Genomic DNA, 20,649 nt, shown 5'->3' on the forward strand with positions numbered 1-20,649 from the left:
TTAAAAGCTAATTAAATTACTTTTTGCTGCAAATTATAAGATTTTTTGAAATAGGATTAACTATTCCTGCAAAAATCTTATAATTTTTGCTAAAAATTCTTTTTAATTATCAATTAAAATTATTTTGTTAACAGTTCTATAGTAAACTCAACCCCATTTTGTGACAGGCATGAAGATAGAACCTATATATTAATAGGCAAGACGATAAACAACGAAGCACAAAGTTCAAATCAGTTTACTATAGAACTTTCAAAAAGACGAATGAATGGTAGCGAGGGAGGGATTTGAACCCCCGACACACGGATTATGATTCCGTCGCTCTAACCAGCTGAGCTACCCCGCCAGGGGAAGAGTGTTTATATAATTTGTTAAGAAGTGTCATTCTAGATAAAAATAGTGCATTGTTGCATGGATCGAAAAATGCACTTAGTGTCATACCGTGGCTTGACCACGGTATCCAAAAAAAAATAACTTAAAATACTAATAATTTAAATATTTTAAGCTGGATCCTGCGATCAAGTCGCGGGATGAGAATAAAAAAATTGATCCATACAACAATTGACTAGCAACTTCTCAAATTTTATCTTAACGCTTAGAGAATTGTGTTTTCTTACGTGCTTTACGTTGTCCGTATTTCTTACGCTCTACTACCCTAGAATCACGTGTTAAAAGACCGCCTTTACGCAAAATAGCATGAAAATCCGGAGCAGATTTATCTAAAGCTTTAGAAATTCCATGTAAAATAGCACCTTTTTGTCCTGAAATTCCTCCACCTCTAACAGTACAAATTACATCATACTGATCAATAGTTTTTGTTAAGACAAAAGGCCGTAAGATAGTTTTCACATAGGTTTCAGAAGGAAAATACTGGTCTATTGTTTTTTTATTAACAACTATTTTTCCTTTTCCTACTTTAAGCCATACTCGTGCTATAGCATTTTTTCTTTTACCTGTAGCATAAAACTTGCCTGAATTATCTATTTTCTCTTTAGGAGTTTTTAATACCGGTTTTAAAGGTTCTTTAGTTAACTGCTTTTCTACTTTTTCTGTTTTAATTTTTAACTCGGTCATATTCTATTACTTTTTATTTTTTGGATTTTGGCTTGCAAAATCATAAACAGTAGGTTGCTGTACCATATGAGGATGATCACCATTTGCATAAACATACAAATTACTCATTTGCTTAGCACCTAAAGCATTTCTTGTAATCATTCTTTTTACGGCCATTTTAATAACTCTCTCAGGGTGTTTACCGCTTAAGATTTTACCTGCCGTAGTATCTTTTATCCCACCTGGAAATCCTGTATGCCTGTAATATATTTTTCCGTCTTTGGGATTCGCTTTTTTACCTGTTAATTTTACATGCTCCGCATTTATTATGATTATATTATCACCACAATCTAAATGAGGCGTAAAACTAGGTTTATGCTTACCACGTAGCATATTAGCAACTCTGCTAGCGAGTCGCCCTAGTACAATATTTTTTGCGTCTATGACCCACCATTTCTTTTCAATTTCCGATGGCTTTGCCGAGTAAGTTTTCACAATAGTATCTTTTTAATTAGAATTTAAAATTAAAGAATCAAGAAACATATTTAATAGCATTAATCCCTGCCATTTGTCAAGTTAAATATAATCTATTTACTGGTATTGCTAATCAAAGATAAATTAGTTAATAAATTAACGTTATTGCGAGGATAAATTGAAAATTTTGATGAAGCAATCCAGTTTAAAAATGCTAGTTTATAGCATTTTTATTATCTTTTCTGGATTGCCGACCTCACTTTGACCTCTCGCAATGACGATATTATCACTAGTTAGCAATCCCTATTTACTTCCGAATATTATTTTTCTATCGGTAGAAAAATATAAATTATTATTTGCTCTTAGCCCATAATAACGAATATTCTTTATAATTTTGACAATATGAGGCATCATGTTTAATCCATTATTATCAAAATCAAAACTATATAAAACACCGTTAACGGAAATAACATTTAAACTTCGCTTATTGTTATTATCAACTCCAACAAAAGGTACTAAAAAAGTAGCAGATTTTAGTTTCTTAGGATCTTTTCCATCATTTAAATCAGCTACAAACTTTACTTTCCCTGTTTCAGGATTAAATGCCGCTATTTGTCTAGCGTTATTTGTTACAAATAGGCTATTACCGATTAAAGACATTGATTGAATATCCTCGGCATTTACCTGCCAAATCATACTGCCGGTTGCTACATTAAGCTTAATAAGCTTGCCAAGACCGGTCGCTATATACAGATTCATATTATCATGAACGGGGGTACATAAAATACTTGATTCGTCAAAATTCGGTATAGCTGTACGATCATTAAGATTTGCGAACTCAAAATTCCATCTTACTTCACCGTTTTTTATATTTAATGCAAGTACTTGCCCGGAATTATAAGTTACTATTACATTGTCATGCTGTACTATAGGCGTCATAAAATAACTAGCCGATAAAACTTCCGCTAGGCTTTCATGTTCCCATACGGTTTTTAAAGTTTCTGCATTTAAAGCAATAGTTTGATTACTGATAGTTTGCACTAAGACAGTATTATCATTTAGCACAATAGGCTTAATTCTAATAATATCTGGAAGTTCTTTTCTAATTATTTCATAACCTGATTTTGCATCTAGCACTACTAACAACCTTGAACCGTATGTTACGTATAATTTTCCGTTATGGTGTAAAATTCCACCACATATATAATTATCTTTTTTATGTCTACTTAAATTATAAGACCAAATAATCTTATTTTTCTCTATAGAAAATGCAGAAATATTCGATCTAATATCTAATGCATAAATCATATCGCCTATAAAAATCGGCTCGGTAATTGTTTTGCTTCTAGCGGAACTATACTGTTTATTCTTAAGCATATTTGCATTAAACGCATATATATTTGCATTAGAATCTAAATATATAGGCTCATTAGTCTGAATTGCTAATTTAGGAGTCAACTCAACAATATTTTTTACCCTTTTTGGTCCAAGCCCGTTACATGAAATTAAAATAAACGGTAATAACAGAAGTGCTATTTTTTTTGTCATATTTTTCCTTAAGTACGAATTATTATTTATTTAAATTTACCAGCAATGCTTTAGCCTGATCTTTTATTAGATCAGATACATTATTTGAAATTAATAAATTTTTTAGATTTTTTTCTGCTTGCGGTTTCATATTATTCTTAATATCCCACATAGCCTTTATAATAGTTGCCGTAGCCCAAAAAGGTTTTTTCTCGTCATCAAAATAGTTTAAATATTTTGTCAATTTTTCTTTATCTTGAATATCTAGATTTTGATCATCAATAACAAGACCACACCATGAAATACGTGCATAAGAAGTAGAAATTTCGGAATATTCTTTATTTTCAATAATTTTATTAAGCAGATCTTTTGCTTCTGAATATTTTTTTTCCGAAATCTTTATGGCTACTTGTTCTAATGCAGCTATTTCTTTTATTTTAGTATTACTAGTAGTAACCAAATTCTCTAAAGTATTAAAAGCTAATTCTTCATTATCTTTTGTTGTTTCCAAACCAACAGTCTTAATAAGAATATCACCGTTTTTTTGGTTATTTTTAATTCTTTTATCTTTATAATTATTAATAACAACCATTATAGTAATAGCTATTATAGAAATGATGATTATTATAGGTAAAAGCTTTTTGAAAAAAATTAACCTTTTTTCTTCATTTTGATCACTCAGTATTTCATCCAAAATATCAGTCATATCTTATTATTTTTATTTATTTTTACAGCCAAATTTGATCTTAGTATCCTCTGCCATTTTCTTGGATGCAGCAGTTCTATTAGTTGAAAATTCCTTATCAAACTTAGCAAGCATATTACATGCTTCCTGAGTTTTTTTTAGTTCGCCTAAGGAAAGTGCTAACTTCAATAATCCATCAGAAGATTTTGCCCCTTTCGGTAACTCTTTATAGCCTTTTAAATAGTTAACCGCTGCTCCGTTATAGTCTTTTTGTTTAAAAAAGCATTCCCCATACCAGAAATAAGCATTACTAATCAGCGAACTGTTAGGATATTTTTGGATAAAATTTTTAAATTTATCTTTTGCTTCAGTAAGTTTATTATCTTTATAAGCAGCAAGAGCCAAATCGTAAGCTTGCTTATCGGGAGCTATATCCTTATTAACCGCAATAGGTTTTTTAGGAACATTATCCGGCATGTCTTTAAGCAAAGCTATATCAAAAACATCTTGTTTTTTTGAATCACCGGCTTCTAAAACTTCAGTATTTTCTTCTTGATTTGGAATATTTGAGTTCTGCGTTAGCATATCAATTTTATGCTGTAAAACCTCAACTTTACCGATTAATCTTCTGATTTCTTGTTCCTGTTCATCTAATCTATTTTCAAAATCATTATTTGCTGCATATTTTAAAGGCTTTCCTTTAATAGTTTCGCTTTCTCCGAAAGAAACCATAGAAAATAAAAAAGTAAATAATAAGACAATCAGTTTCATATATTTTTTAAAGATTTATAATTTTTTTTTATAATATACTCTGAATAAACGAAGAGTAAGTAGACGAAGTTTAATTTGGAAAAGAGCAAGGAGTTTATAAGGTGAGGTGTGCTGCGTATACTTAATACGTGAGAACCGCAGATCTTATAAAACGACGTAGCCAATTTTCAAATTAAACAAGTATAACGAAAAATTTTTAATATTCCACACAATTTTTTATATTTCAATACTACCGTCATATGTAAAAGTTATTGTTATGGTGGTACCTTCATTTATCTTACTTTGCAAATCAAACTTACCGTTCATAAGCTCAACCAGCTTTTTAGTAAGCGGCAACCCAAGACCGGTACCCTCATATTTTCGACTAAGCTCACTATCAATTTGACCGAACGCCGATAAAGTTTTTGGGATATCTTTTTCCTCAATACCGATGCCGGTATCTATAACTTTTATATATACTAATTTTGCTAACTCATCTTTTTCAAGTGCAATAGTAACACTTCCTCCAGAATTTGTAAATTTCACGGCATTTGATAAAAGATTTAAGAATACTTGTTTTAGCCTTTTTGGATCAGCCTTTATAACCACATGCTCTTTCGGTAATCTACTAATTAAAGCCACTTCGGCTTGATCGGCACGAGGCTTAACAAGTATCAGCGAAGAACTAATTAATTTATTTAAATCAAGATCTATACTATCTACTTTTAATTTATCGGCAGAAGCTTTAGAAAGATCTAAAATATCATTAATCATACTAAGCAAATGTTTACCGGCATCATTTATATCTTTAATATAATTTTTACTTTTTTCTGCATCTCTTTCCGACATAAGAATTTCCGAAAAGCCTATTATAGCATTAAGTGGTGTACGCAATTCATGACTAATATTAGCAAAAAACTTTGTATTTGAAGAGCTGGTTTTTTCTAATTTTACTATTTGAGCTTTTAAATTTCTATTTGTTTCAAGCTGCTCCTCAATAATTTGTCTAGCATAGTTAGTATTACTAATAATTATAGTGCAGAATATTATAAAAATAATGATAAAAGCTATAAAAACCTTTTGCTCAAGAGAGGTTATATTTTGCCACTGGCTGGTAATATTAGTGTTAATCTCAAATACTGCATCTACGGGAAAATCTAAATTATTATCTATAACAGGGATATAGCTAGTAACAAAAGAAGCTTCTCCCACTGTTAAATCACTTTCATTTTCTATTACTACCCTTGGTAATAATATATGACTTGTAATACCTTCAAAAGCATCTTGAAGCGGAGCTTTTGAAGTAAAAGACTTTAAAAAAAATTTATCGATTTTTGCGGTAACTATCTCAACCAAACTATCATCTTTATAATTGTCTACACTATACATATGTAACATATTACTAGTGATGAATTTATTACCTTTGAGATCGTAGATAGAAATATTAATATTAAGATTGGTGAACCATTGAGCGGTAATCTTTGCAAAATTAATAAAATCTTGATCTTGTAATAGTTTTAAATAATCGAATTTATGTAATTTACTGATTACGTTCTGATGAGTATTCCAAATATTATCAGTGTAAAGTTCTACAATTTTAGTATGTTCCAAAGCCACTTGTTTTACTATCATTTCTTTTATCATAAAATAACGATAAAACATCATATTTATGACAATATTAAGAAACAATATAATGAATGACAATCTTACTATATACTTATTATGGTTCATTACGAGACCCAGTAGTTATTTTTAGCTCAACTGATGTCATCCCTGCGGAAAGGCTTGCTTGCATACCAAATCATCATTGCAAGCGACTAAAAGGAGCGTGGCAATCTCATAAAGCAGGGCTCCTGAGATTGCGTACGTACAAAACTTACAGTTTTTCCGTAGCTTATGACGAAGAATCTATCCATGCAGCAAAACCGAGAATGAAATTATCCTCTCTACTTATCTTCTTGTTTAACTTTCTCTTTTGTTTCCAGCTTCTTATTAATAATCAACCCTGTAATTACATCATAAGCACGAGCAAATTGATAATCTTTTTTGTATAATTCCGATAATTCATTCTCTTCTTGTTTATTATTTTTGGCTTTTGTTTCTTTTTTGCTATCTTTGTTTTTAGATGAATTATCTTTATTTTTTTCATTATCATTCTTCAAATAATTTTTTAAAGAACTCTCAGAAAAACGCTTATCTATTTTTTTCACTTCTGGATACTCAACTTTCGCCGGCTCAATTAAAATATCAGGCTCTATTCCTTCTGCTTGAATAGAACGACCGCTTGGGGTGTAATATTTAGATATAGTCAGTTTTACGGCAGCCCTAGAATTGATTTGCATTAAAGCCTGAACTGATCCTTTACCGAAAGACTTAGTGCCAAGTATTATTGCTCTTTTATGATCTTGCAAAGCTCCGGCAACTATTTCCGAGGCAGAGGCAGAATTACCATTTATTAAAACTATCATAGGTACTTTGGGAGCTTTTAACGAAAACTCATTTGCTTTAGTTTCGCTATTACTTGATATAGTTCTACCTTTTGTTGTTACAATTACACCGGAATCAATAAAATAATCACTAACGGCAATAGCTTGATCGAGTATACCTCCGGCATTATTACGTAAATCTAGAATTATACCTTTAAGGTCATCTTTACTTTCAGTTTTTAACTTCTTTACTGCTGCCTTCAGCTCAGAAATTGTTGACTCATTAAAAGTAGTTATACGTATATATGCAATATTATTTTTTTCTAAATGTGCTTTTATCGGCTTGATTTTTACTATTTCGCGAGTAAGCTCTAGCTCTTGCGGTTTTGCCTCTTCTTCCCCAATTATCAACAATTTAACCTTAGTACCAGGCGTACCACGCATCTCTTTTATAGCTTTATTAAGACCAAGCGTAGAGACTAACTCGTCATTCACGCCTACTATATAATCCCCGCCTTTAAGCCCCGCTTTGAAAGCCGGCAAATCGTCAATAGGCGATATTATCTTAATTGCTCCGCTATCATACATTATTTCAACACCGATTCCGCCGAATTCACCTTTTGTAAAAGTAAAAATATCTTCTAAATCCTCATCGGTATAATAGCTTGAATGAGGATCAAGCGAGTTTAACATACCATTAATTGCTTCATCTATCATTTTTTGCCTATTGGGTACTTGTACGTAATCCTTTTCAATACGTTCAAATACGTCTTGAAATTGCTTATAAGCTTCCTGATTTGATATTTTATTTTCAGTTTCTTTTTCTCCTTCTGCAAATGCACAAATAGAATTTATAATAAAAAATAGTGTTATAATTAAACGTAATAACATAATACTCCAAATATGTGTGTTTTTAAGCAAAGCGTCATTGCGAGAAAAATTACGAAATAATTTGACGAAGCAATCTCAGGATATTTGACGAGATTGCCGCGTCGCCTACGGCTCCTCGCAATGACGATTAAATATCCAGTTCACTAATAATTTTATCCATTTTAACTAAAGCCTGTTCATAAATAAATTGAAATCTTTTTTCCGGCTTTTTACCCATTAAATCATCTACTATTTTATCAACATTTTGAAAATCTTCTAAAGTTACCTTTAAAAGCGATCTTTTTTCCGGATGCATAGTAGTTTCCTTTAATTGTGCAGGCATCATTTCACCGAGACCTTTAAACCTACCTACTTCAATTTTAGCTTTACTAGCTTTTGATAATTTATCCGTTAACTTAGCTTTTTCCTCTTCATCGCCTGCATAATAAGTTTTATTAGACTGCGTTAAACGATAAAGCGGAGGCTTAGCTAGATATAAATGCCCCTCTTCTACCAATTTCGGCATTCGTAAAAAAAAGAAAGTCATTAATAGTGAAGCTATATGAGCACCGTCAACATCTGCATCAGTCATAATAATTATTTTTTCGTAACGCAGATTTTCTTTTTTATAATTCTTTAAACTACCGCAGGCAAGAGCTATTTCTAAATCTTGTATCGCTTGATTATTAACGATTTTTTCAAGCGTAGAACTCGCAACATTTAGAACTTTACCCCATAGCGGTAATACTGCTTGCGTTTCTCTATTACGTGCTTGTTTTGCAGAACCTCCTGCCGAATCACCTTCTACAATAAATAATTCCGTCCCTTCAGGTGAAGTTCGTGTGCAATCGGCAAGTTTACCAGGTAAACGTAATTTTTGAGTGGCATTTTTACGAGAAATATTTTTTTCGTTTTTCTTACTTATTCTAAATTCGGCAATGCTAATTACATGCTCAAGTAAATTAGTAGCTAAAGCTTTATCGCTACTAAGAAAATGGTCAAAATGATCTTTTATTATATTCTCGACCGGTTTACTTACACCGTTTGATACTAATTTTTCCTTAGTTTGTCCTTGAAAAGACGGCTCAGCTACAAAAATAGAAAGTACGACACTTGCGGTTTCTAAAATATCTTCAATAGTTAGATTAGCAGCTTTTTTATTCCCTATCATTTCACCGTATGCTTTAAGCCCACGTAAAATAGCTGACTTAAGTCCTTGCTCATGCGTTCCTCCTTGTGGAGTCGGAACGGTATTACAATATGATTGAATAAACGCCGAGCTATCGTTATTTTGCCAGCAGATTGCCCATTCAAGTTTTATCCCGTCCAGCGTAGACTCTATATTGCCTGAAAAAATTTCCGGAATAACTAAATTATCTAAAGTTATTTTTGAACTTAAATAATCTTTTAAACCGTTTGGGAAATTTATTAATGCCTTTTTAGGTATATCTGACGGTACTTCTACTTCGCATTCCCATTCTATAGTAACACCGCGATATAAATAAGCTTTTGACCTTGCAAGCTCATAAATCTTTTTAGGATTAAAATGTAATTTTCCACTAAAAATTTCCGGATCGGGAGTGAAATTTATTGATGTACCTCTTAGCCTTTTAGATGCTTCTTCACATATTAAATCAGTTAACTTTTCTCCTTTAGAATAACTTTGACTATATAATTTACCTTGTTTATAAACATTTATTTCTAAATGTTTAGATAAAGCATTTACTACCGATATTCCAACACCATGCAATCCGCCTGCAGTATGATAAACATTATTTGAGAATTTACCTCCTGAATGAAGAGTAGTTAAAATTACTTCTAAAGCTGATTTATCAGGAAATTTAGGATGATTATCAATAGGGATACCGCGACCGTTATCAAATATAGTAATACTATGATCCTGATGCATTTTTATCGTGATGATACTTGCAAAGCCGGCGACTGCTTCGTCCATAGCATTATCCAGCACTTCAGATACTAAATGATGCATAGCATTTGAATCAGTGCCACCGATATACATCCCCGGTCTTTTACGAACAGGCTCAAGCCCCTCTAATACTTCAATATCTTTTGCACTGTAGTTATTATCGACTAGCTTATTTTTTTTTTCTTTGTTAAAGCTGAATAAATCATTCATATATGTAGGAGAGGAATTAATTGTTTTCTTTCCTAAATTAAACTATTTAACCTAGAAAAGCAATTAAGCTTTAAAGAAATTGTTTGAAAATTCTACATCATTGCGAGGAAAAACTGTAAGTTTTGATGAAGTAATCTCAGGATTTTATACTATTTCATGAGATTGCCACGCTCCTTGCAGTCGCTCGCAATGACGATAAAAATAATCTTATTAGTACCCCTTAGCTTTGATTAACATGCAAGCTATGTTAGCGTTTCCTTGAGCTAATGCAATATCTAATGGATATTGGCACTCATCATTTAGAGTAGAAATTTTAATACCTCGTACGACCAAAAATTTTGCTAAATAGTAATTATCGTTATAAATAGCAGCAGTTAGTAATGTTTCACCTAATCTGCTCTTTTCTTGCAATATCGGATAAACATCAAGTAACGCACGCAGCTCAAAAAGATTGTTTCTATCAACTGCTCTAAAAGCATTATCTACTGCACTACAATAAGACAGATTGGCATAAATATCTTTCTTTTTATTTATATCATTATCATATTTAATAAAACTCTCTACAGCTTTTCTTCTTTCGGCACTTGCTATCCATTCTTCTTTCTTTTGGAATAACTCTATATATGCATACATATCCATCTGCTCTAAAGTCGCTTGCTCTGTTAGTTTACCAAGAACTATATCATCATCAGGTAAAAGTAACATTTGCGTTTCATCTTTAACGAATTTTGTTGTCGATTTCGAGGTTTCATTATTCACCTTATCATCCTGTTTTTGAATCGTGACATTTGGAGAGCTTATCGGCAGTGATTTCTCTTGATTATTTGTAGTTTGATTATTCTTAATTTGCTTCTCTAAAGGCTGAGATTGAGGTTGATTCGGCTTCACTACAACAACGGGGATAAGCGGAGTATTCCAATCTTGTTTTTTTGGGACATCTGAAACAGCAACAAATGTCTCCTGCGAGTTATTGATTTCCGCTGAAGAATCGGTTGTAGGAACTACTTTAGGCGGAGTAGTAACGGGTGTATTTGGGCTAGCCGGTGTTATAGGCTGTGTAGATTGTTGATTTGTAGGCATTACCAGCGGTGCAGGCGCATTACTAGGTACTACCGGAGTTTCTGCAGGAGGTACTGTTGTCGGCATAGTACTTGGTGTAATATCTTGGGTTACCGGCGGGCTAACCACAGGCGGAGAAACAGCAGGCATATTAGGTATAGACGGCGGTGCTATCGGTGCTACGCTTTCTTCCTCTTTATTAGCATCAGGAGGTGGATTAAGCGGAATAGGCTTATGCACGGGCGGCAAATTGGTCGGTTTATATATTTGCACCGGTCGCTGCGGAGGCACTATATAACTTCCTGCTTGAGCCGGAGGCATAGATACTATCGGTCTCGGTACGTTAGGAGTTATAATATTAGAAGCTAAATTTGTATCTTTATGCTCATTAGAATCAACTTCTTCTTCATGCATTTCATTACTTGTAGCACTAGGTAACTTTGCACTACCAATATCTATAAAAGGTTCAGATGTTTCCGATTCATTAGTTTCTTGTTGTGTAACTTGTTTATCCGGTGTGTTATCATGAGAAGCTAAATTTACACTACTTTCATGTTCATTAATTGCGGTGGCACTAGGCAATGCTGTATTACCAACATCTATAAACGGCTCAGCTTGTTCATTTTCATTAGACTCTTGGGAAGCTAGCTTTGGTTCTTCTTTATGGGCTGCTTTAGTTTGTTCATTTGCCTGTTTAGGGGGTATATTTTTCTTTTTTGATTTACTAAAAAATTGCTTAATTTTATCAAAAAAAGAAATATCGGAATTAGAGCTAACATCCTTATCTTTAGTATCTACTTCGGCAACCGGTAATGATGGCGGTAAGGACGGAGGTGAAGCATAACTTTGCACTGCAACCAATAACAGATTGATAAAAAATAATATCTTACATAATTTATTTAACATATAATTCCTTACTAAAGAACCCTCAGCTATAAGCTGAGGGGTTATAAAGTGGAATCGATTAGAAATCGATCATCATTCACAGGTTCACCTTCCTGTTCATCAATATAGTGCTGTATCATTTCATCAGTTATATTACCTGAACTGACCGCCATATAGCCCCTAGCCCACAAATGATTGCCCCAAAATTGTTTTCTTAAATGAGCAAATTCTTGCAATAAAATTCTTGAGCTACTACCTTTTAAATACTGTACTAACTTGCTAAGAGATATTTGTGATTTATATGAGATAAACATATGCACATGATCACATGATATTTTCCCTGAAATTATATATACTTCATGTTCCATACAAATCTGCCTTAGTAAATCTCTAGCCCTTTCCGCTACTTTGCCTATCAATACTCTCTTCCTATATTTTGGTATCCATATAAGATGTACTTTTAAATCATACTGACTATGACTATTCTTTCTATAACTTCTCATGTTTCTTGATATAAATTCATTGCTAAAGCAATTTCATTATATCTTCCCTTCGCCTGAAGGCGAGGGATTTCTTATCCCCGAAGGGGGACATTAAATAAATAATTATCCTAAAACGTCATTGCGAGCGACTGTAGGCATTGTTGCTATGTCATTCCTGTGAAAGCAGGAATCCAGAATAAACAAGACTAACCTAGCACAAAATTACAAGCTTTGATGAAATAAAAATACAAAAAATATGTTTTTTGTATTTTTTTACTGGATTCCCGCTTTCGCAGGAATGACATAAAGAGCCGTACAATGACATTTACCCCTCTACCTCTTACTATTCTGCACCAATTTTTTTATTTCAATCTCTACTAACTCTTTAACAAGTAAAGGTAGATTTTTATCAAGCCAAGCTTTAAGTTCCGGTTTTAACATCTCAACGACTAATTCTTCCAGTGCATTTTTAGATGAGATATTATTATCCAGCTTTTTATCTTCAATAGTATCGGTAAAACTTTTAAAAATATCACCTACCTCTTCAGCAGATTTAGTTGATATTAACTTTTCTTCTTCATCTTGATTTACTATTTCCGTTAGCTCTAATATATCTTCATCTTCACTATCATTTTCGTGAATAGGATTTTTACGTTCGTTAATTACTCCTTTAATCGATTTTAATATGTCTTCTATCGACATATCTTGTTTTTTTTTATTTTCTTTACTCACATTAGAAACCTATAAATATTTTCTTTTTAATAGTCTTAAACTCTTCTTCAGGACTAAAATATTTTACTTTAAGTTTTAAACTTTGAGCCGTTAGCTCGCCGGTTAACAATTTCATTTGATATGCTGCAAGTACTAAAGATTTATACGCATCCACACGAGTTATTTTTGCTTCATATAATTTTTCTTCGGCAGTTAAAACATCTAATATTGTTTTAGACCCTACTATTTCTTCTTGTACAGTACCGTCATATGATATTTGAGCAGCATCTACTCCTTGATTAGCTGCAACAATACGAGATTTTGCTGCTTCAAATCCCTCCCATACGCTTACAACCCCTGCTTGGGTCTGCTTTATCGTACTATCAAGTTGAACTGCACTATTTCTTGTTTGATTTTTAGCCGATCTGATTCTTGAATATTGAGCTCCTCCCTCAGGATAAATAGGAATATTTACCGAAAGAGTAGTAGTATAGCTTCCATTATTTATAGCATTTACATTTCTAGCATTTATATCATCTTGTGGATTGTAGTGCGTTCTACCGGATTGCAGTTGCACGCTTACTTGCGGTAATAATTTCCCTTTTTCTGCCATTTCTAAGGCTTTAGCCGAAGTTATATTATGCCTTGCCGAATCAATATCAGGATTGAGCTTAGCAGCTCTTTTTGTTAACTCATCTAATGAAGCAGGTAACATTTTAGGTAACTCAGGCATAGTTATATTAGTCGGCTCTATTCCAAATACTCTAATAAAATTTGCTTTTTTTCCTTGAAAATCGGCATAGGCAACTAGTTTATTCGTTTCTGCCACTGCAAGTCCTGCTCTTGCGGTTGCTATATCTATTTCTGTTGCTTCTCCAAGTCTTAATTTCTCCTCAACGGTGTTAACTTGTTGTATGTTAGTGCGAACCCTACTTTCGGAAATATCATATTTCTCTTTGCTCTCAAAACAATCAAGATACGCAGTTATTAAATTTAATAATATTTTTTGTTCACCGGCATAATATGCACCCCGTGCGGCTCTAAATCCTGCTTGAGCAGCTTTAAGAGCCGCAACGCTAGAACCACCATTAAATAGAGACTGTTGAATTGTTAATGTACCTTGATCACTATCTGTTTCCCTTGGAGTAAGACCAAGCCTATCTGCATATTTTTTATTATATTTGGTTTTACTATTACTTCTTTCAATCTTCATTCCAGCACTAGGCATAAACCCCGAAAAAGCTCGTGGAAACTGCTCAATCGAGTCTAAAAACTTAATTCTAGCAGCTTTCAGCTCCTCATTATTCTTATACCCTTCAGTTAAAGCTTCCTGCAAATCAACAGCGGCAACCAAACTAGTTAGCAATAATGTAACAATAAATGTAGTTAATTTACGCATAAATTTTTTGAATAATTGATAATATGTTAGTTAGATTAGTTTAATCTTTCAAGAATATACCTATATCCTAATAAAACAATATAATATCTATTGTAGCAATGTTAGCACGTAATATAACAAAAATTAATCTCAAGGGCAATGATAACTATTTTACATTTTATTTTACGGTTATAAAGCTTTAAGATTAATTAATATTTGATAACAAAATAATAAATTTTATGTCTATAATTGATTTTTCTAGTTTCAGCGGATTAAACAAAAAACAACAAGAAGAACTACAAAGACTTTTAATAAAATTAAAAGGTTTTACAAAATCTTTGAAAATGAATGTAAAAGATTTAGAAGATCATTTATTTTATATTATACAAAATTCTTTAAATGAATTATCTCATACTGAAAATATCGATTTAGAGAAAATAGAAAAACTTTTTAATAGGACAATCCAAGAATCTCTAACTACTTTATCTGAAGCACTTGAGAAAGCATATCAAGAACAGCTAAAAACAAAAGATATCTTTTTATTTGACGGGGTTATTGTAGAAAAATGTTTAAACGTTTTAGACCAAGTTTTAAAATTTCAGCAAGAATTAGATAAACTCTATCCTGGAGCTTCTAAAAAAATTATAGAATCATTAGAAAATATATTAGTCGGGGTTATATCCACTCAAATACCGATGCTTGGAATATTTATACAAACAAGCGGAATACTTGAAAAAGTAAATAATTTTATTGACTCTGAAAATTATTGCCCAAAATAACAAAATTGCATAACGATATAAAAGAAATAAGAGAAGAGACTAAATCTAATGAGAAGCTTGAAAACATCTATGAAAAAGCCAAAAAAGTTGCCGCAATTTCAGAAATATCAAAAGAACCGCCTCGAAAAATTATTGAAATAGCAAATAAAAACCCTAATAATCAAGCTTCACTAGAGAATGTTGCAAAAGCTGCTAAAGCTATACCAAAAAGCAAAGATGAAGTAGAAGAAAAAATAGCAGAACTAAAAAGTAATATTGAAAGTGCAATTCCACAAGATATAAATATTGACAAATTAAACTCTGTAAAGAATACTATTTCGGGTAATCTAAATGAAGCTAAAACAGAATTATTAAAAGTATTAAATCCGGAAGCTTCTTTTGGCGAAAAGATAGAATCCTTATGTAAAGCAACAGAAAAAGCTAAGGAAATTGCAAGCGACATAAAAAAATAGTAGGAGTAATACCAGGAAGTAAAGAACTCAGAAATGTTATAAGTCTAACAATAAAAACTAACTTATTACCGCCTCCGGTCTTAGCAGTTGCAAAGCTAGCTCCTGATATAGCTAACTTAGTTAATATAGGTAAAGCAGTGGTTACGATGCTTTCTAAAACACAAAACTTAACTCAACAACAAGGAAGAGCAAAATAGTGTCTAATTCTAATACTCATATTTTAATTGCCGTAGGTTGCTTAGCATTATTATTAATATTTTTAATGTATAAGAAAACAGCAGCACGTAAAAAAAATATATTACCTGCTGAAGGAGGTAATATTGACGATTCACCAAATGTTGCCCTTAATAGTCAAAAACCGGAAAATAAAAAGCTGACATTACAAGAAAGAATAGAATTATCTTGGAAATTCCTTTATGACATCACGGAAGTTATTTTAAATAAATTCTCTAAAGAAGATGTTATTCAAGTGAATAAATGCGGTCAAGTTTTATTTGAAAACGGCGTTAGATATGAACATGTAGTCGATCTTGCAATCCCTCAAGTCAAATCTCATACTCAAGCAGTTGAACAAGAACAATCTAAAGATAAAAAAGCCTTAGGGGTGTAACTCTTTTCTTTAAAAAGTAGTATTTTATACTTCTTTTTAAAGTAGGTTTAAAATCAATACTAATATTACTATTTAGGAATAAACTCCGATTAAGTTAGATTATAAAAGGCAGCATTCTTAGCTAAATAGGTAAATTTTATTTAAACTATGTCTAGCATATATCTTGTTACTATATCATTTAATAAAAGTAAGCAATTCTTACTAAAGGATTATGGGAAGGCTTGGCATTTACTTTGTAGTTTTATCGGTTCTTTATATCAAAACGGTAATATATTATAATGGAGAATTTTTTAGTTCTACAAAAAATAAATTGGTTTTTTATGCAGTAATTCCTAATAAAGATGCTTTGCATGGCTTCACATTTAAGCTATCATGCATTGAAAGATAAAGATGAATTAGAGCAATTGGGCGTAATAATTAGTTATAAAATAACAGCAGACTATGTTAGTGAAACCCCTATTGATATTCAAGAAAATATTGAAAATGCAAAATTTCTCTATTTATATTCTATATTCCTGGTCAAAAGCTTATGAAGAGCAACTTGTATTACGTACAGATGAAGGGAAATATCTACCTTTATATATAATAAATGATAAAGACCGATATCTCGGAGGAACAATTACTTTTTGGAGAGAGGACTATGCTGCGGCTCGCAGATTATGGCTTTCAAGCTATAAAAAATTAGAACCGTTAATGGAAAGACAATTAGCAGAATTAGACAGTGATATTTCTATAGAAGGAAGCAAAATTAGTAAGCGAATACAAAAATGTTTAAAAAAGAAAGTTTTTTATCCTATAGCAGAACCGGTATCAGAAAACTCATATGCACGTTCTAATTATTCAAATTGTCCATCTTGTGAAAAAGATTGGCAATTAAAAACAACATTTCATGGAATATTTGATTATAAATGTAATAAATGCCTTTTATTAAGTTATGAACTTCATAGTTAGTTTTGTTTCCTAAAATTATTATACCTTGCATATACGCCGGTTTAAAATAAGGCTCAAACAAATCCGTTAACTTGATGCTCCCAAAGCTCCTTAAACTTACCCTTTTCCTTACGAACGAGTTCCGTAAAAGTGCCGTCTTCTATGATCTTGCCTTTATCCATAACAATAATTCTATCCATATGCTTGATAGTAGATAATCTGTGGGCTATAGCAATTATAGTTACATTCTCAATATCAAGCATGGTATTAATAGATTTTTGCACTTCTTGCTCGGTATGGCTATCAAGGCTTGAAGTTGCTTCATCTAAAACCAAAATCGGAGCGTTTTTAAGAATAGCACGAGCAATTGCTATACGTTGCCTCTGTCCGCCACTTAGCTTTACTCCTCTCTCACCGACAATGGTGTTATATTTTTCCGGTAAACTCTCGATAAATTCATGGATATTTGCAGCTTTGGCAGCATTTTTTATTTCCTTAGATGAAAAAGCATAATATCTTGAGGAATTAATGATATCTGCTCCCACAGGCTGTCAGAGGAAGTATCGTAAAGGCTTTGGTTATCGATTATAATATCGCCGGTTTTTCAGCTTTAAAATTTTTCAACAATAATGCAATCAAAGTAGATTTACCACTACCTGAATGCCCTACAATACCTACCTTCTCACCAGCCTTAATATGCAAATTAAGATTGCTAAATACACTACTACCCTCTTTGTATGCAAAAGATATATCCTTAAATATAATCTCGCCTTTAGAGATTTTTAATTCAGCAGCATTTTCTTTATCTATAGTATCTTGCGGGGTTTGCATGATTGTAAAGGCGGAGCGAAACGCTGCTACATCTTCTAAAAAGTCTTTAACTCTCATAGTAGCATGCCAAGAATTTTCAGCAAATAAAAAAGTTAGTGACATAATAAAAGCGATATCACCGATACCGATCTCACCAAGATTACGCAAGTAAATTACGTATACAAATACTCCTATCAAATATACCCAATATACTAAGTTCACGCGAGTTTCGTATTAAGATGCCTAAATTATGGTTAATGAATATGCTATAATCCTTATCCTTTCAAGGTTTGTAAGAGGTGTGACAAGTTTTACAATTTAATAGTTATAGTCAAAAAAGACAATTTACTAAAAATTTATGCAGTTTGGATAGAATTAGAGGCACGCTATGTGGCAAGCAGGCTTACACTAACGACAATCGTGTTTCTGCTAAAACCTTCAAGTCATGTGTAGTATCAGCGAGTCACAGCAAAACTAAAGCTCCCGAGGTATCACGATGATACTACCGACAACATTAATTGAAGAAGAGGACACATTGCTAAGAAGTGGTACCTATCTACTTGAGATTTTAGGCGAGCAGATGGATATTACCAGTCTTTGGAAGAAGACAAAGGAAATACAAAGTATTGAGACATTTGACCGCTTTACTTTAGGTCTTGTTTTGCTCTTTTGTTTTGGACTTGTAGATATGGAAGAAAATTTAATGTCCCCCTTCGGGGATAAGAAATCCCTCGCCTTCAGGCGAAGGGAAGATATAATGAAATTGCTTTAGCAATGAATTTATATCAAGAAACATGAGAAGTTATAGAAAGAATAGTCATAGTCAGTATGATTTAAAAGTACATCTTATATGGATACCAAAATATAGGAAGAGAGTATTGATAGGCAAAGTAGCGGAAAGGGCTAGAGATTTACTAAGGCAGATTTGTATGGAACATGAAGTATATATAATTTCAGGGAAAATATCATGTGATCACGTGCATATGTTTATCTCATATAAATCACAAATATCTCTTAGCAAGTTAGTACAGTATTTAAAAGGTAGTAGCTCAAGAATTTTATTGCAAGAATTTGCTCATTTAAGAAAACAATTTTGGGGCAATCATTTGTGGGCTAGGGGCTATATGGCGGTCAGTTCAGGTAATATAACTGATAAAATGATACAGCGCTATATTGATGAACAGGAAGGTGAACCTGTGAATGATGATCGATTTCTAATCGATGGGTTTGTCAGATTTTTTGTGTAAGTACGATTTCTCCATTTGCCCAATTTTGTAAATTAGTATCACAAAGTATAGCAAATTGATTTAAAGCCATGGCCCAATTCTTAATAGGCATTGTCCATTTTTTAGAAGCATTTGTCAATGCTAAAAAGATTATTTTCTGAATCGATTTATCATCTGGAAATACCCCCTTATTTTTTATAATTTTACGAATTTGACGGTTAGTTGATTCAATAGCATTAGTAGTGTAAATCGCCTTTCTAATGTCTTCCGGAAAGCTAAAGAACGGAGCTATTCCAGACCAATTTCTCTGCCATATATCAAAAATAACTGGATATTTTTCATCCCATTTTTTAGCAAAATTTTGTAATTCTCTTAATCCCTCTGCTTCATTTATTGCAGAATAAACTGCCTTTAAATCAGCTGTTACCAATTTTAAATCTTTATATGATACGTATTTTACAGAGTTTCTTACCATGAACAATACACAGTTGTACTGTGGTTTTTGGGAAAATGCTATTTATTGCTTCTGGAAAACCTTTAAGACCATCAACACACGCAACATATATTTGTTCTACACCACGATTCTTCAGTTCTGTTACTACTTGCATCCAAAATTTAGATCCTTCATTCTTGCCTATCCAAATACCTAATAGTTCCTTCTTGCCTTCTATATTCACGCCAATATCTAGATAAACTGCTTTATTTATTATTATATGATTGTCTCTTGCCTTAACATGAATACAATCTACATTATAGGATATACACTATCAAGTGCTCTATTCTGCCACGCAGTAACTTCCTCTAAAATGCCATCAGTTACCTTTGATATTAACTCAGATGATACTTTGGTGGCATATAGTTCTTCTAAGTGCCCTTGTATTTCTCGAATAGTCATTCCCCTAGCATATAAAGATATTACTTTATCATCAAATCCTTCAAATCTCCTTACTCCTTTTGGAATTAGTTGAGGTTCAAATTCTCCTTCCCGATCCCTTGGCACTTCTACTATCAATTTACGACCCTCGGAATCTATTAGAGTCTTTTCATAATTGCCATTACGTCTATTATCTGACTCCTTGGTATTCTTAGAATGCTTCTCATAACCTATATGAGATTCCATTTCTTTTTCTAAAATCTTATTTACTATCTGCTTTTTAATTTCCTGAAATATTCCTTCTTTGCCAAATATCTCAGATGGATCACTTTGTGATAGTATTTCTGATACTACTTTTTCTATAGTCGGATTTGATACTTTACTCTTATTCTTCATATTAGCCTCATGTAAGTTGTTTTAATTAATTTTATTCTTAACTATTTTTATAACTTACACAAACTTTCTGACACCCTCTGGTATGCATTCCTACATAGGCAGAAATTTAGCTCTTTCCGGTGTCATACCGTGGTCAAG

20 protein-coding genes, 1 tRNA gene and 1 pseudogene are annotated in these 20,649 nt (G+C 32.4%); 6 read left to right on the top strand and 16 right to left on the bottom strand.

Annotated features, from left to right (window positions below):
- Positions 1 to 266: 266 nt before the first annotated feature.
- The 13 genes from REIS_RS05850 to REIS_RS05910 all read right to left on the bottom strand — a co-directional run bounded on the left by REIS_RS05850 (position 267) and on the right by REIS_RS05910 (position 14,455).
- Positions 267 to 343 (bottom strand) — tRNA-Met (locus REIS_RS05850).
- Positions 344 to 585: 242 nt separating this feature from the next.
- Positions 586 to 1,071 carry a 30S ribosomal protein S9 gene (gene rpsI / locus REIS_RS05855; RefSeq protein WP_008580327.1) on the bottom strand — a complete coding sequence of 162 codons (486 nt, stop codon included), beginning with the start codon at positions 1,069 to 1,071 and terminating at the stop codon, positions 586 to 588.
- Between the two features lie 6 nt (positions 1,072 to 1,077).
- Positions 1,078 to 1,545 (bottom strand): 50S ribosomal protein L13, encoded by a 468-nt coding sequence (gene rplM / locus REIS_RS05860; RefSeq protein ID WP_008580328.1) that lies wholly within the window; start codon positions 1,543 to 1,545, stop codon positions 1,078 to 1,080.
- Positions 1,546 to 1,827: 282 nt separating this feature from the next.
- Positions 1,828 to 3,072, bottom strand: a complete 1,245-nt coding sequence (locus REIS_RS05865; protein ID WP_008580329.1) for an outer membrane protein assembly factor BamB — start codon at positions 3,070 to 3,072, stop codon at positions 1,828 to 1,830.
- A 22-nt stretch (positions 3,073 to 3,094) separates the two neighbouring features.
- A complete protein-coding gene (locus REIS_RS05870) occupies positions 3,095 to 3,757 on the bottom strand; it encodes a DUF2659 family protein (RefSeq protein WP_008580330.1) in 663 nt (220 codons plus the stop codon).
- A 12-nt stretch (positions 3,758 to 3,769) separates the two neighbouring features.
- Positions 3,770 to 4,507, bottom strand: a complete 738-nt coding sequence (gene ybgF / locus REIS_RS05875; protein WP_008580331.1) for a tol-pal system protein YbgF — start codon at positions 4,505 to 4,507, stop codon at positions 3,770 to 3,772.
- A gap of 216 nt (positions 4,508 to 4,723) precedes the next feature.
- A complete protein-coding gene (locus REIS_RS05880; RefSeq protein WP_008580332.1) occupies positions 4,724 to 6,217 on the bottom strand; it encodes a sensor histidine kinase in 1,494 nt (497 codons plus the stop codon).
- A gap of 215 nt (positions 6,218 to 6,432) precedes the next feature.
- Positions 6,433 to 7,803 (bottom strand): S41 family peptidase, encoded by a 1,371-nt coding sequence (locus REIS_RS05885; RefSeq protein ID WP_037213811.1) that lies wholly within the window; start codon positions 7,801 to 7,803, stop codon positions 6,433 to 6,435.
- A gap of 127 nt (positions 7,804 to 7,930) precedes the next feature.
- Entirely contained in the window at positions 7,931 to 9,919 is a 1,989-nt protein-coding gene (gene parE / locus REIS_RS05890; protein ID WP_008580334.1) for a DNA topoisomerase IV subunit B, read from the bottom strand.
- Between the two features lie 210 nt (positions 9,920 to 10,129).
- Positions 10,130 to 11,884: an ankyrin repeat domain-containing protein gene (locus REIS_RS05895; protein WP_008580335.1), complete on the bottom strand. Its 1,755-nt coding sequence runs from the start codon at positions 11,882 to 11,884 to the stop codon at positions 10,130 to 10,132.
- A 41-nt stretch (positions 11,885 to 11,925) separates the two neighbouring features.
- Entirely contained in the window at positions 11,926 to 12,366 is a 441-nt protein-coding gene (gene tnpA / locus REIS_RS05900; RefSeq protein ID WP_008579210.1) for an IS200/IS605 family transposase, read from the bottom strand.
- Between the two features lie 312 nt (positions 12,367 to 12,678).
- Positions 12,679 to 13,077: a DUF2497 domain-containing protein gene (locus REIS_RS05905; protein ID WP_008580336.1), complete on the bottom strand. Its 399-nt coding sequence runs from the start codon at positions 13,075 to 13,077 to the stop codon at positions 12,679 to 12,681.
- 1 nt (position 13,078) lies between these two features.
- Complete coding sequence (locus tag REIS_RS05910; RefSeq protein ID WP_008580337.1) at positions 13,079 to 14,455, bottom strand: TolC family protein; 1,377 nt, start codon at positions 14,453 to 14,455, stop codon at positions 13,079 to 13,081.
- 218 nt (positions 14,456 to 14,673) lie between these two features.
- On the opposite strand from REIS_RS05910, the gene REIS_RS12855 reads away from it, so the two are divergent.
- The 4 genes from REIS_RS12855 (at position 14,674) to REIS_RS15780 (ending at position 17,226) form a co-directional block, all read left to right on the top strand.
- Positions 14,674 to 15,213 (top strand): hypothetical protein, encoded by a 540-nt coding sequence (locus tag REIS_RS12855; RefSeq protein ID WP_008580338.1) that lies wholly within the window; start codon positions 14,674 to 14,676, stop codon positions 15,211 to 15,213.
- Positions 15,214 to 15,218: 5 nt separating this feature from the next.
- Positions 15,219 to 15,665, top strand: a complete 447-nt coding sequence (locus REIS_RS05920) for a hypothetical protein (RefSeq protein ID WP_241760894.1) — start codon at positions 15,219 to 15,221, stop codon at positions 15,663 to 15,665.
- A 196-nt stretch (positions 15,666 to 15,861) separates the two neighbouring features.
- Positions 15,862 to 16,275, top strand: a complete 414-nt coding sequence (locus REIS_RS05925) for a DUF2660 domain-containing protein (RefSeq protein ID WP_008580340.1) — start codon at positions 15,862 to 15,864, stop codon at positions 16,273 to 16,275.
- A 483-nt stretch (positions 16,276 to 16,758) separates the two neighbouring features.
- Positions 16,759 to 17,226 carry a DUF2310 family Zn-ribbon-containing protein gene (locus REIS_RS15780; RefSeq protein WP_233466277.1) on the top strand — a complete coding sequence of 156 codons (468 nt, stop codon included), beginning with the start codon at positions 16,759 to 16,761 and terminating at the stop codon, positions 17,224 to 17,226.
- A gap of 53 nt (positions 17,227 to 17,279) precedes the next feature.
- Here the strand turns inward: REIS_RS15780 and REIS_RS16470 are convergent, their stop codons facing one another.
- Positions 17,280 to 17,750, bottom strand: a complete 471-nt coding sequence (locus REIS_RS16470; protein WP_008580341.1) for an ATP-binding cassette domain-containing protein — start codon at positions 17,748 to 17,750, stop codon at positions 17,280 to 17,282.
- Between the two features lie 40 nt (positions 17,751 to 17,790).
- Complete coding sequence (locus REIS_RS16475) at positions 17,791 to 18,237, bottom strand: ATP-binding cassette domain-containing protein (protein WP_008580342.1); 447 nt, start codon at positions 18,235 to 18,237, stop codon at positions 17,791 to 17,793.
- A 274-nt stretch (positions 18,238 to 18,511) separates the two neighbouring features.
- Here REIS_RS16475 and REIS_RS15790 point away from each other — a divergent pair, with 274 nt between their 5' ends.
- Both REIS_RS15790 and tnpA (REIS_RS05955) read left to right on the top strand, forming a co-directional pair.
- A complete protein-coding gene (locus REIS_RS15790; RefSeq protein WP_008580343.1) occupies positions 18,512 to 18,787 on the top strand; it encodes an ABC-three component system middle component 6 in 276 nt (91 codons plus the stop codon).
- A 22-nt stretch (positions 18,788 to 18,809) separates the two neighbouring features.
- Positions 18,810 to 19,262, top strand: coding sequence for an IS200/IS605 family transposase (gene tnpA, locus REIS_RS05955; RefSeq protein ID WP_008580345.1), 453 nt, complete (start codon positions 18,810 to 18,812; stop codon positions 19,260 to 19,262).
- Here tnpA (REIS_RS05955) and REIS_RS05960 read toward each other — a convergent pair.
- Positions 19,246 to 20,511, bottom strand: a pseudogene (locus REIS_RS05960) (IS256 family transposase). The gene tnpA (REIS_RS05955) and the pseudogene REIS_RS05960 overlap by 17 nt on opposite strands.
- Between the last annotated feature and the right edge of the window lie 138 nt (positions 20,512 to 20,649).

The sequence above is a fragment of the Rickettsia endosymbiont of Ixodes scapularis genome, from assembly GCF_000160735.1.
GTDB classification, from domain to species: Bacteria; Pseudomonadota; Alphaproteobacteria; order Rickettsiales; family Rickettsiaceae; genus Rickettsia; species Rickettsia tamurae.